The 12,576-nt window shown below is 72.8% G+C and carries 12 protein-coding genes; 9 read left to right on the forward strand and 3 right to left on the reverse strand.

The annotated features are described in order from the left end of the window. Nucleotides 1–3 precede the first annotated feature (3 nt). Complete coding sequence (locus AB5J87_RS23740; RefSeq protein WP_369379090.1) at nt 4–1,446, reverse strand: MFS transporter; 1,443 nt, start codon at nt 1,444–1,446, stop codon at nt 4–6. Between the two features lie 171 nt (nt 1,447–1,617). Here AB5J87_RS23740 and AB5J87_RS23745 point away from each other — a divergent pair, with 171 nt between their 5' ends. The 6 genes from AB5J87_RS23745 to era all read left to right on the forward strand — a co-directional run bounded on the left by AB5J87_RS23745 (nt 1,618) and on the right by era (nt 7,371). Then, nucleotides 1,618–2,439 carry a helix-turn-helix transcriptional regulator gene (locus AB5J87_RS23745; protein WP_369383653.1) on the forward strand — a complete coding sequence of 274 codons (822 nt, stop codon included), beginning with the start codon at nt 1,618–1,620 and terminating at the stop codon, nt 2,437–2,439. A 37-nt stretch (nt 2,440–2,476) separates the two neighbouring features. Continuing rightward, the gene (locus tag AB5J87_RS23750; protein WP_369379092.1) at nt 2,477–2,827 is read left to right on the forward strand and encodes a cytidine deaminase; all 351 of its coding nucleotides are present in this window, start codon (nt 2,477–2,479) and stop codon (nt 2,825–2,827) included. A 512-nt stretch (nt 2,828–3,339) separates the two neighbouring features. Continuing rightward, nucleotides 3,340–3,816: a hypothetical protein gene (locus AB5J87_RS23755; RefSeq protein WP_369379094.1), complete on the forward strand. Its 477-nt coding sequence runs from the start codon at nt 3,340–3,342 to the stop codon at nt 3,814–3,816. 248 nt (nt 3,817–4,064) lie between these two features. Beyond that, nucleotides 4,065–5,387, forward strand: a complete 1,323-nt coding sequence (locus AB5J87_RS23760) for a beta-xylosidase (RefSeq protein ID WP_369379095.1) — start codon at nt 4,065–4,067, stop codon at nt 5,385–5,387. 58 nt (nt 5,388–5,445) lie between these two features. Continuing rightward, the gene (locus AB5J87_RS23765; RefSeq protein WP_369379096.1) at nt 5,446–6,390 is read left to right on the forward strand and encodes a DUF916 domain-containing protein; all 945 of its coding nucleotides are present in this window, start codon (nt 5,446–5,448) and stop codon (nt 6,388–6,390) included. A gap of 39 nt (nt 6,391–6,429) precedes the next feature. After that, entirely contained in the window at nt 6,430–7,371 is a 942-nt protein-coding gene (era, locus tag AB5J87_RS23770) for a GTPase Era (RefSeq protein ID WP_369379098.1), read from the forward strand. Between the two features lie 293 nt (nt 7,372–7,664). Here the strand turns inward: era and AB5J87_RS23775 are convergent, their stop codons facing one another. Continuing rightward, nucleotides 7,665–8,480: a GNAT family N-acetyltransferase gene (locus tag AB5J87_RS23775; RefSeq protein WP_369379099.1), complete on the reverse strand. Its 816-nt coding sequence runs from the start codon at nt 8,478–8,480 to the stop codon at nt 7,665–7,667. Between the two features lie 47 nt (nt 8,481–8,527). Next, the gene (locus tag AB5J87_RS23780) at nt 8,528–8,794 is read right to left on the reverse strand and encodes a protealysin inhibitor emfourin (RefSeq protein WP_369379101.1); all 267 of its coding nucleotides are present in this window, start codon (nt 8,792–8,794) and stop codon (nt 8,528–8,530) included. Between the two features lie 286 nt (nt 8,795–9,080). Here AB5J87_RS23780 and leuA point away from each other — a divergent pair, with 286 nt between their 5' ends. The 3 genes from leuA to recO all read left to right on the forward strand — a co-directional run bounded on the left by leuA (nt 9,081) and on the right by recO (nt 12,572). Next, nucleotides 9,081–10,847, forward strand: a complete 1,767-nt coding sequence (gene leuA / locus AB5J87_RS23785; RefSeq protein ID WP_369379102.1) for a 2-isopropylmalate synthase — start codon at nt 9,081–9,083, stop codon at nt 10,845–10,847. Nucleotides 10,848–11,017: 170 nt separating this feature from the next. After that, the gene (locus AB5J87_RS23790) at nt 11,018–11,737 is read left to right on the forward strand and encodes a TerB family tellurite resistance protein (protein ID WP_369379103.1); all 720 of its coding nucleotides are present in this window, start codon (nt 11,018–11,020) and stop codon (nt 11,735–11,737) included. Nucleotides 11,738–11,822: 85 nt separating this feature from the next. Then, nucleotides 11,823–12,572: a DNA repair protein RecO gene (gene recO / locus AB5J87_RS23795; protein ID WP_369379104.1), complete on the forward strand. Its 750-nt coding sequence runs from the start codon at nt 11,823–11,825 to the stop codon at nt 12,570–12,572. Nucleotides 12,573–12,576 lie beyond the last annotated feature (4 nt).

Consider the following 12,576-nt stretch of genomic DNA (forward strand, 5'->3'; position numbering starts at 1 on the left):
CCCTCAGCCCTTCTGGCGGCCAAGACCGGCCGCCACCAGCGCCGCCGCCGCGACCACGATCACCGCGTCGATCAGCAGCACCGTGCGCACCCCGTGGAAGAGGTCGCCCCCGGTGGTGGCGAGCACCCCCAGCAGCGGGATGCCGATGGTGATGCCGACCTGCTGGGTGGTGGTGACCAGACCGGTGGCCAGCCCCTGCTCCTCGTCGGGGACGCCGCTGGTGACGGTCACTCCGTACGAGATGATCGCGCCCAGGTGGCACATGCTGGCCAGCGAGACGGCGACGGTGGCGAGCAGTGCGCCCGACCCGCTGCCCAGCGCCAGCAGCAGGGCGACGAACAGGCCCTGGCCGAGCAGCGAGCCGACCAGCGTGCGGCGGGCGCCGAAACGGCCGATGACCTTGGCGGCGTACGTTCCGGCGAGGGCCGACATGACGCCCTGGACGCCGAAGACCAGACCGGTGCGGAAGGACGACAGGCCCAGCACCTCCTGGAGGTAGAGGGTCAGGACGAAGACGACCGTCGACATCATCGAAAAGGTGACCAGGCCGCCGAGGTTGCCCCACGCCACCGTGCGGCGCCGCAGCATCGTCAGCGACACCAGCGGCGTCCCGGCCCGCGTCTCGACCGCCACGAACGCGGCGAGCAGCAGGACGCCGACGGTCAGCGTGCCCCACACGTCCACACCGCCGAAGCCGCGCTGGGCCGCCGTGGACAGGGCGTAGATCACCGCGAGCAGACCGCCGGTGACGGTGATCGCGCCGGGCACGTCCAGCCGCGGGCGGTCCGTGGCTCCGGCCGCTCCCGTACGGTCGTGCCGGAGCGAGCCGGGCAGCAGGCCGGGCGCCAGCGCCAGCACGATCACCGCGGCGACCGTGAGCAGGCCCATCGTCGAGCGCCAGCCCAGTGTGTCCGTCATGACCCCGCCGAGCACCATGCCGACGGTGAAGCCCAGCGAGAGCAGGGTGCCGCTGATGCCGAGCGCGCGGTCGCGCTGCGGGCCCTCGGGGAAGGTGGTCGTCAGCAGCGACATCCCGGTCGGCACGATCACGGCGGCGCCCAGGCCCTGGAGCGCGCGGCCCGCCAGGAACGACGCCGGGTCCCAGGCGAGGGTGGCGAGCAGCGAGGCCGCGCCGAACAGGGCGAGCCCCGCCAGGAACAGCCGCTTGCGGCCGTGGAGATCGGCGATCCGGCCGAAGAGCAGCAGGAAGCCGCCGGAGGGCAGGGCGAACGCGGTGACCGCCCACTGCAGCGCGGACCGGCTCAGACCGAGGTCCTCGCCGAGCACGGGCAGCGCCACGTTGAGTACGGAGAAGTCGAGCGCCACCATGAACTGGGCGGCGCACAGCACGAACAGGACGAGCTTCGCCCGGCCCGAGAGCCGGCCGTCCTCCTGTCCGGGGGCGGTGACCGGCGCGGCCGGTGCGGTGTGGGTGTCGAGTGCCATGGCCACAGCCTGGCCGCCCGGGAATGCCCGTGGAGAGTGGGAACTTATCCTGTTGGTGGCACCACCAGGCAGTGCCCGGGGGTGCCGGCAGGCAGCCGACGAGGGGGAGTGGGATACGTGGCCACGCCGGTCGAGAAGTCATCGCGCCGCACCGAACTGCGCGAGTTCCTGATGAACCGGCGGGGCCGGATCAGCCCCACGGACGCCGGGCTGCCCGACGGCGGCGCCCGCCGCCGCACCCCGGGCCTGCGCCGCGAGGAGGTCGCCGTCCTCGCCGGGGTGGGGGTCTCCTGGTACCAGTGGCTGGAGCAGGGGCGGGACATCAGCGTGTCGCCGCAGGTCCTGGACTCGGTGGGCCGGGTCCTCAAGCTGACCAGCGCCGAGCGGCGGCACCTGTACGTGCTGGCCGGGCTCAATCCGCCCGCGCCCGAGGTCGATCCGGCCGTCGCCGACATGTGCCAGGGGCTCCAGCGGCTCATCGACGCCTGGATGCCGTTCCCGGCGCACATCATGGACGCGTACTGGAACACCGTGATGTACAACGACTCGGCCGCCCTGGTGCTCGGCATGCGGCCCGAGATCGTGCAGAACTGCCTGATCGCGTTCTTCACCGACCCCGTCTACCGCTCCCGCGCCAAGCGCTGGGACGAGATCGCGGCGAACGTGGTGGCCCAGTACCGGGCCGCCTGCTCCGAGCACCCCGGCGACGAAGGCTTCCAGGAGGTCGTGGACGAGGCGTCCCGGCTGTCGGCGGAGTTCGCCGAGCTGTGGGCGCGGCGGGACATCCTGCCGGGCGGCCAGATCAGCAAGGAGCTCGCGCACCCGGTGGTCGGCGCCCTGTACGTCGAGTCCACCCAGCTGCGCATCCCGGCGCGGCCGGACCTGACGATCGTGCTGCACAACCCGCTGCCCGAGACGGACACCGCCGCCAAGCTGGAGTGGCTGACCTCGCCGGAGGGGCGGCGCGGGTCGATGTACCCGGTGGCGGGCTGAGGCGCGGCCGTCCGGGGCCACTCCTTATGCTCGTCGCATGACTCAGAGCACCGGACTCGACCCCGAGGACCGCAAGATCATCACGCTGGCGCGCAGCGCCCGCGCCCGCAACCAGGTGGCCGAGGGCGCGGCCGTACGGGACGAGACCGGGCGAACCTATGTCGCCGGGACCGTGGAGCTCGACTCCCTCAAGCTGTCCGCGCTGCGCACGGCGGTGGCGATGGCGGTGGCCAGCGGGGCGAAGTCGCTGGAGGCGGCGGCCGTGGTGAGCGAGGCGGTGGAGGTGCCGGCGGAGGATCTGGCGGCCGTGCGGGATCTGGGGGGTGCGGGGACGCCGGTGCTGCTGGCGGGGCCGGACGGCGAGCTCCGCACCCACGCGGTGGCCTGACCCCACGCGGGTGTTGGGCCCGGTGTTCGTCTGCGGCCCGGTGGTCGCTTCTCGCGCAGTTCCCCGCGCCCCTGGGAGGGCCCTCCGGGCCCCTCTTCGGGGGTGTGGGCGGGATGAAGTGGCGGGCTCAGCCACCGCTTTTGAGGGGCGCGGGGAACTGCGCGAGCAACCCACCACGGCCCGCAGACGAAGTTCGGCCAGAAACGGGGTGGCTGGTTTCAGGTTGTGGGGGTGGGGGGTTTCGGCCGTCCTCGGGGCGTGTCGAAGAAACCCCCCTTCCCCCCTTGCGCCCCCGCACCCCCCGCGCATCAATGAACAGCAGTTCATCCGACGGACCGTCAGATTCGCTGCGGCCGGGCAGGGGGCGCGAGCCGCGGCCCCCGGGCCGAGTCGGCCGCCCTCCTCCCGCGTGGCGTGCGCACCCCGCCCGCGGCCGGTTTCACGCGCATGCGCATGCGCTCCAGCGCGGCACTCGCCAACTCCCTGTACGGGAAGTACGGGAAGGGGAACCGATGGTACGCAAGAGGCCACTGCTCATCGCGGCGCTCGCCGCGGGCGGGCTGGCCACCGGTGCACTGGTGCTGGCCCCGACGGCCGAGGCCGTCTCCCCGGGGTCCGCCACCGAGGTCTACAACTGCGGTTTCTACGGCGGCGGTGAGGCCACCTTGACGGTCGCCCAGAACGGCACGGCCGCCACCGTCACCCTCACCTCCTCCGAGATCACCACCCCGATCGGGGTCGGCGCGGACACCATCACCACCACGCTGACCATGGCCAAGTCGGGCGGCGGCACCCTCGTCTTCAGCGGGAAGCGCAACCCCGCGATGGCCGCGGGCAGCGGGGTCACGGTCGGTCCGCTCAGCGGCACCGTCTCGCCGGGGCTCACCGCCAACGCCCATCCCGGCTCGGTGAAGATGCTGGTCTTCGGGGTCACGGTGACGTGCACCTCGACGGCCGCCCAGGCGCCCGGACCGTTCGTGTTCAGCTGATCCGCGCCCGCCCCTGCGACCCCCCACGCACCAAGGAGCCGGTGCCGCCTCGGCGGTACCGGCTCTGCCGTCGGTCGCGGACCCCGATCTCCCGTTTGACCTGCGAGAACGCGGATCTTGACAGTATCTGATGGGCCATCAGTCAATGGATCCGGATGGCATTGACTTCTTTTCGCGCCCCCATGTCAATGGCTCCCTGCCGGCGCAGCCGAGCCGCTGCTGCGCCACAACCGCAGAGGAGGGCAGTCATGCCTTCAGCACGAAGACGGCGCCACTGGGCCGCCGTACTGGGAGCCGCGGCGCTCATGGCCGGCGGCGGCGCGCTCATCGCGCCCGCCCACGCGCTGGCCGCGACGCCCGTCGACTTCGCCACGCACTGCGTACCCCCGCCCATCGCGGGCATCCCGCCGATCGACGGCACCACCACCGCCCAGATCACCGTCGACAAGGCGGCGCCCAAGGTCGGCGACACGGTCACCGTCACGTACACGGTCAGCAAGCCCGCCGCGAGCAACCCGGTGGACCTGGCGCTGCCCGCCGACATCATGACCCCCACCGGAAAGGTCACCCTGGGCGGCGCCCAGAGCGGCGACGTCACCGTCGCCGGACCCAAGAAGAACGACCCGGTGCCGGGGAAGGGCGCGTTCCCGCCGTTCTCCATGACCGGTACGTTCACCGTCACCGCACCCGGCGCGATCACCCTCTCGCCCGGCGACTACAACATCCACACCAGCTACATCATGGAGCTGGACACCCCCTGCACGGTCACCAACCCGCCCGCGCCCGTCTCCGAGACGGTCACCGCGACCGGCGGCGGCCAGACCAACCAGCGGACCGTCCAGCTGGGCACCGCCTCCGGCAACCCCGGCGCCGGTGTCACCGTCACCGGGACCAAGTTCACCGCGGGCGCGACCGTGACGGTCGCGGGCCGTGCCGGAGCGGCCGAGACGGCCGACCGGACGACGGTCACGGCCGACGCGCAGGGCGGGTTCTCCACCTCCCTGACCGTCAACGACAAGGCGACCAGCGGGATCGTCGCCTACGAAGGGGCGAGCTGGAGCGACGACAAGGGCGCGGGCCCGGCGGCGTACACCGTCATCGACAACACGCCGACCCCGCCGAACAGCCAGAAGCTCACCTCCTCGGTGAAGGCGGGCACGCTCTCCATGACCCAGGCCGGTGACGCCGTCACCATGGACGCCGTCGACTTCGGCCAGGGCGGCTTCTCCCGGGGCTCGCTCCAGACGGTGACGGTCCAGGACTTCCGCGGCGGCCCCGCGGGCTGGTCCCTGACCGGCAAGGTCACCGACTTCACCGGCCCCGGCGGGGCCAGGATCGACGCCGGAAAGCTCGGCTGGACCCCCGTCTGCACCACCAAGGCCGGCTCCCCGTCGACCTGCGCGGCGGGCTCTCCCGGCACCGTCGGCAGCGCGGGCGCGACCCTCGCGACCACGCCGAACGCGGCGCTCACCGGCGGCGAGTTCACCGTCGACGCCCGGGTCTCGCTGAACGTCCCGGCGTTCACGGCCCCCGGCTCCTACGCCGGTGTGCTCACACTCACGCTGGCCTGATCCACCCGTGGGCCGGGCGCGCACCCGGCCGGCCCACCCGTCCCCGGGGGTTGTGACCGTGCGCAAGCTCTCCCTGCTGCTGCCGTTCCTGCTGGCCGCGGCCGTCCTCGCGCCCAGCGCGCCCGCGCGCGCCGCCGACAACGGCAACTGGGCCGTCTACCCGTCGGCCGGCGGCGCCGACCGGCGCCCGTACTTCTACCTCGCGGCCGAACCCGGCACCACCCTCAGCGACCAGGTGACCGTCACCAACAAGACGGCCGCGCCCATGACCTTCCGGCTGTACGGGGCGGACGCGTACAACACCGAACGCGACGGCGGATTCGCCGTACGCACCCGGGGCGAGCCGCAGCACGGCGTGGGCGCCTGGACCCGGACCGGCCGGCCCACCGTCACCGTCCCGGCGCGCTCCTTTGTCACCGTGCCCTTCACCATCACCGTCCCCGCCGACGCCGAGCCCGGCGACCACCCCGGGGCGCTCGTCGCCCTGGACGAGCGGGTCGCGGCCGGGCGGGGACCGGTCGCCATGGGGGTGCAGCAGGCCGTCGGCGCCCGCGTCTACCTGCGGATCGGCGGCCCGGCCGTACCGGCGCTCGCCGTCGAGGACGTCTCGCTCAGCCAGCACCGCCCGCTGGTGCCGGGCGCCGGGACCAGCCGCAGCGTCATCTCGTACACGCTCCACAACCGGGGCAACGTCACGCTCGACCCCAAGGTCGAACTGACCGCGAAGGGCCTGTTCGGCCGTACGCTGCTGCGCCGCTCCCTGACGCAGGTCCCGGCCGAGCTGCTGCCCGGCCAGAAGGTCCGCCTCACCGAGCCCTGGTCCGGCTCGCCCCAGCTGGACTGGGGCGACGTCTCGCTCACCGCCAGCGCCAAGGACGTCACCGGCCGGGCCGGCACCTCCTTCCTGGCCCTGCCCTGGCTCGCCCTCGGGGTCCTGGTGGCGGCCCTGGCGGCCGGACTCACGGGGTGGCGGCTGCGGCGGAGGCGGGCACGGCGGGGGTGACGTGCGGCGGGGGCGTGCGGATCGGGGAGAATGGGCGGCATGAGCGCTCGTACTGTTGAGAACAACGCCCCCCACCGGGCCGGCTTCGCCTGCTTCGTCGGCCGCCCCAACGCGGGCAAGTCCACCCTCACGAACGCTCTGGTCGGACAGAAGGTGGCGATCACCTCCAACCGTCCGCAGACCACGCGGCACACCGTCCGCGGCATCGTGCACCGCCCCGACGCCCAGCTGATCCTGGTCGACACGCCGGGCCTGCACAAGCCGCGCACGCTGCTGGGCGAGCGTCTGAACGACGTCGTCCGCACGACCTGGGCCGAGGTCGACGTGATCGGCTTCTGCCTCCCGGCGGACCAGAAGCTCGGGCCCGGCGACAAGTTCATCGCCAAGGAGCTCGCGGGGATCAAGAAGACCCCCAAGATCGCGATCGTCACCAAGACCGACCTGGTCGATTCCAAGGCGCTCGCCGAGCAGCTGATCGCCGTGCAGAAGCTCGGGGACGAGCTGGGCTTCGAGTGGGCGCAGATCGTGCCCGTCTCGGCCGTCGGCGACCAGCAGGTCCAGCTGGTCGCGGACCTGCTGGTGCCGCTGCTGCCCGAGGGCCCGGCCCTGTACCCCGAGGGCGACCTCACGGACGAGCCCGAGCAGGTCATGGTGGCCGAGCTGATCCGTGAGGCGGCGCTGGAAGGCGTACGGGACGAGCTGCCGCACTCCATCGCCGTGGTGGTGGAGGAGATGCTGCCGCGCGAGGACCGGCCGGCGGACCGGCCGCTGCTCGACATCCACGCGAACGTGTACATCGAGCGGCCGAGCCAGAAGGGGATCATCATCGGGCCCAAGGGGAAGCGGCTCAAGGAGGTCGGGATGAAGTCGCGCCAGCAGATCGAGGCGCTGCTGGGGACCCCGGTCTTCCTCGACCTTCACGTGAAGGTCGCCAAGGACTGGCAGCGCGACCCGAAGCAGCTGCGCAAGCTGGGCTTCTAGGCGGGGTCTTCGTCCGCGGGCCGGTGGCCGCTCCTCGCGCAGTTCCCCGCGCCCCTGAGACCCGCCTTCGTCCGCGGGCCGTGCGTGGCTGGTCGCGCAGTTCCCCGCGCCCCTGGAAGACCTCGTTCGGCTGCGGGGCGTGGTCGCTTCTCGCGCAGTTCCCCGCGCCCCTGGAGGTGGGCCCGGAGGGCCCTTCTGGGGGCGCGGGGAACTGCGCGACCAGCCCCCCCACCGGGCCGCAGCCGAACGGGAGCCCCCGGAGGGTTTCGGGAAGGGGCGGGGTGGGGCGAAAACTACGGTTCCGCGATCAGCGCCGTCCCCACCCGCACGAACCCCAGCCGGCCGTAGATCCGGGCCACGTCCTCGTCCCCCGCGGACAGGAACACCGTCGACGCCCCCCGCCCCCGCGCATCCCGCACCAGCGCCCCCGTGACCGCCTCCCCCAGCCCCCGCCGCCGGGCCGACGGCAGCGTGCCCACGCCCACGATCTCCGTGACCCCGCCCACCGGATTGTGCATGCCCGAGCACAGCGGCAGCCCGTCCTCGAAGGCCGCGGCCATCGCCGTCTCGCCGCGGCGGATGCGCCCGGCGACCTGCTCGGCGCGCCCGTCGCCCGCCCGCGCCCCGATCTCGGCGGCCAGCTCGGCCGGACCCGCCGCCCCCACCGCCGTGCCGGGCGCGGCGAACGCCAGGTGCGGCAGCACCAGGGCCGCGTGCAGCAGCGGATCGTCCGCGCCCAGCATCCGTACCGCCGGATGCGGCGCCGGGGTCGGCGCGGCGGGCGCCAGGACCATCAGCGGATGGGCGTGCACGGTCAGCCCGGACGCCTCGGCCGCCGCCCGCAGCCCCGGCGCCACCTCCCCGACCCACTCGAACGCCTCCGGCGCCCCCAGCTCCCGCTGGCGGGCCCGCACCTTGTCGACGTCGGCGGGGGAGACCGGGCCGACGTGGCCCGGCGTGGGGCGGGCGTAGAACGGCCAGCCCGCTCCCTCCCGTACGAACAGCGTCAGCGGACCGAAGTCCTCCGCGCGCGCCGAGGGACGCGGCACCGCGTCGTAGTAGTGCTCCAGCAGGCCGATCCCGGGGATCTCGGGGGTTCGCGGTGTCATTCCCCGATCAAAGCAAGCGGCCGGGCCGCTCCGCACCCCCTTTGCGGCTACGCACCCTCTTTCAGCACCCGGGACACCAGCGTGCGCTGGGCGGGGGTCAGCGCGGGGTCGGCGCAGTGGACGGTGAGACCGTCGACCGTGATCTCGTAGTGGAAGCCGTCGGGTACGCCGGTGGGCGGTTCGGCCGGGGAGTCGGCGAGGGCCGCGGCGGCCAGCTCCTCCCACTCCTCGGCGTCGGTCCGGCCCGAGGTGTCGACCTCGGCCCGGCGCTCGATACCGGCGAAACCTCCTGTGCGGGTCACCTGGATTCGCATGCTCCCTGTCTAGCAGGGCCCCGGTCCCGCGTCAGGACCGCGCCCGGCCGCCCGGACGGGACTTTGGTCCCTGGTCCCCGCCGTCACGTCCCGCATACTGAAACGGGACCGGCGCTTTCGGCGCCCCTCGGCTAGGCTGCGGCACATCATGCGTTTCGGGCTGCTTCTCCTTAGCTGCCGCGGCGAGGGCCTGTAGTCGTAGGCCGACCCCCTCCCCGCGGGATCTGGTGCTGCTTCGACTCAGTCGGCCGTCCTACGTTCTGCAGGACCCGAGGAGCCCTACGCGATGTCTGAGAACTCTCTGTCCGTCGGCCGTCCGACGCCCGTCACCAACGCGACCCACACCCAGCGGCCGTCCGGGATGCCGGTCCACAAGTACGGCCGTTACGAGGCCGTGGACATCCCCGACCGCACCTGGCCCGAGCGGCGGATCACCAAGGCGCCGCGCTGGCTGTCCACCGATCTGCGCGACGGCAACCAGGCGCTGATCGACCCGATGAGCCCGGCCCGCAAGCGCGAGATGTTCGACCTGCTGGTGCGGATGGGCTACAAGGAGATCGAGGTCGGCTTCCCCTCGTCCGGCGAGACCGACTTCAACTTCGTACGCTCGATCATCGAAGAGGGCGCGATCCCCGAGGACGTGACGATCTCCGTCCTGACCCAGGCCCGCGAGGACCTGATCGAGCGGACCGTGGAGTCGCTGCGCGGCGCCCACCGGGCCACCGTGCACCTGTACAACGCCACCGCCCCGACCTTCCGCCGGGTCGTCTTCCGCGGCTCCAAGGACGACATCAAGCAGATCGCGGTGGACGGCACCCGGCTGGTGATGGAGTACGCGGAGAAGATCCTGGGCCCGGAGACCACCTTCGGCTACCAGTACAGCCCGGAGATCTTCACCGACACCGAGCTGGACTTCGCCCTGGAGGTCTGCGAGGCGGTCTGCGACGTCTGGCAGCCCGAGGCGGGCCGCGAGATCATCCTCAACCTGCCCGCCACGGTGGAGCGTTCGACGCCCTCCACGCACGCGGACCGGTTCGAGTGGATGAGCCGCAACCTGACCCGCCGCGAGTTCGTCTGCCTGTCCGTGCACCCGCACAACGACCGGGGCACGGCGGTGGCCGCCGCCGAGCTGGCGATCATGGCCGGGGCCGACCGCATCGAGGGCTGCCTGTTCGGCCAGGGCGAGCGCACCGGCAACGTCGACCTGGTCACCCTGGGGATGAACCTGTTCAGCCAGGGCGTAGACCCGCAGATCGACTTCTCGCAGATCGACGAGATCCGCCGCACCAGCGAGTACTGCAACCAGATGGAGGTCCACCCGCGCCACCCCTACGCGGGCGACCTGGTCTACACCGCCTTCTCCGGCTCCCACCAGGACGCCATCAAGAAGGGCTTCGACGCGATGGAGGCGGACGCCGCCGCCAGGGGCGTCACCGTGGACGACATCGAGTGGGCCGTGCCGTACCTGCCGATCGACCCGAAGGACGTCGGCCGCTCCTACGAGGCCGTCATCCGGGTCAACTCCCAGTCCGGCAAGGGCGGTATCGCCTACGTCCTGAAGAACGACCACAAGCTGGACCTGCCGCGCCGGATGCAGATCGAGTTCTCCCGGATCATCCAGGCGAAGACCGACGCCGAGGGCGGCGAGGTCACGCCCGGCCAGATCTGGTCGGTCTTCCAGGACGAGTACCTGCCGAACCCGGCCAATCAGTGGGGCCGCATCCAACTGCGTTCCGGCCAGACCACGACCGACACCGACGGCCGCGACACCCTGACCGTCGAGGCGGTCGTGGACGGCGCGGACACGGTCCTGACCGGTACCGGCAACGGCCCGATCTCCGCCTTCTTCGCGGCGCTGGCCGCCATCGGCGTGGACGCGCGGCTGCTGGACTACCAGGAGCACACGATGAGCGAGGGCGCGTCCGCGCAGGCCGCGTCGTACATCGAGTGCGCGATCGACGGCCAGGTCCTGTGGGGCATCGGCATCGACGCCAACACCACCCGCGCCTCCCTGAAGGCCGTCATCTCGGCCGTCAACCGCTCGGCGCGCTGACCGCCCGCACGGGCCGCGCACCCGATTTCGCGGCGCCCCGCCGACCCCGTCCGGTCGGCGGGGCGTCCGCTTTCCGCCACTCCTCCCTACGGGGTGCTGACGTCACATCATCGATGTGGCTAACATCACGTCAACGCGGCAATGTTGCCGGTCCGTTACGGAGGTGCGCGGTGGTGCAAGGCCGAGGACAGAACGGGACGAAGCCTCGCGCCGTGGGCGTTCTCGAACGTATCTGGACGATCCGTACGTCCTGGACCACCGTCGGCGACGGGGAGTTCTTCTGCCCCGAGTGCGGGGGAGACCGCAACTTCCGCCGCCGCACCGGCCGTCGGCGCCTCGCCGTCCTCGGCGTGCCGCTGATGCCGCGCGGTGCGGCCGGGCCCGTGGTGGAGTGCGCGGCCTGCGAGAGCCACTTCGGCACGGACGTCCTGGACCATCCGACCACCACCCGCTTCTCGGCGATGCTGCGCGACGCCGTGCACACCGTCGCCCTCGCCGTGCTGGCCGCGGGCGGCACCTCCTCGCGCACGGTCACCGCGACCGCCGCCGCCGCCGTGCGGGCCGCCGGGTACGACGAGTGCACCGAGGACCAGCTGATCACCCTGATCGAGGCGCTGGCGGCCGACACCGGCCGGTTCCTGACCGACACCGAGGCCGACCCGTGCGGCGCGGCCCTCGCCATCGAGCTGCACGAGTCCCTGGAGCCGCTGGCCCCGCACCTCGCCCCGGCGGGCCGGGAGTCCATCCTGCTGCAGGGCGCCCGCATCGCGCTGGCGGACGGCCCGTACAGCCCGGCCGAGCGGGAGGTGCTCACCACCGTCGGCGGCGCGCTCCAGCTCTGCGGGGACGACGTGGCCCGCCTCCTGGCGGCGGCCCGCACCCCGTCCTGACGCCCGCCCGCCGCGGGCGCCGCTCCGCGGCCGGGACGCACCCCGTAGGGGCCGGGCCCGCCCCCGGCGGTGAAACAATGGGGCCATGAGTCTGTTCCGGGACGACGGCATCGTGCTGCGCACCCAGAAGCTCGGTGAGGCCGACCGCATCATCACGCTTCTGACCCGCGGCCACGGCCGCGTCCGCGCCGTCGCCCGCGGGGTGCGCCGCACCAAGTCCAAGTTCGGGGCGCGTCTCGAACCGTTCTCCCACGTGGACGTGCAGTTCTTCGCGCGCGGCAGCGAACTGGTCGGGCGCGGGCTGCCGTTGTGCACCCAGAGTGAGACCATCGCTCCGTACGGTGGCGCCATCGTCACGGACTACGCCCGCTACACCGCGGGCACGGCGATGCTGGAGACGGCCGAGCGCTTCACCGACCACGAGGGCGAGCCCGCCGTCCAGCAGTACCTGCTGCTGGTGGGCGCGCTGCGCACCCTCGCGCGCGGCGAGCACGCCCCCAACCTGGTCCTGGACGCCTTCCTGCTGCGCTCGCTGGCCGTCAACGGCTACGCGCCCAGCTTCGAGGACTGCGCGAAGTGCGGCCTGCCCGGCCCCAACCGGTTCTTCTCGATCGCGAGCGGTGGAGTGGTCTGCGCCGACTGCCGGGTGCCCGGCAGCGTCGTACCCTCTGCGGAGGCGGTCGGACTGCTGAGCGCGCTGCTCACGGGGGACTGGGCGACGGCCGACGCGAGCGAGCCCCGGCACGTGCGCGAGGGCAGCGGCCTCGTGTCGGCCTATCTGCACTGGCATCTGGAGCGCGGCCTGCGCTCACTGCGGTACGTAGAGAAGAACTGAGGGA

Source organism: Streptomyces sp. cg36, from assembly GCF_041080675.1.
In the GTDB taxonomy this organism is placed as follows: Bacteria; Actinomycetota; Actinomycetes; order Streptomycetales; family Streptomycetaceae; genus Streptomyces.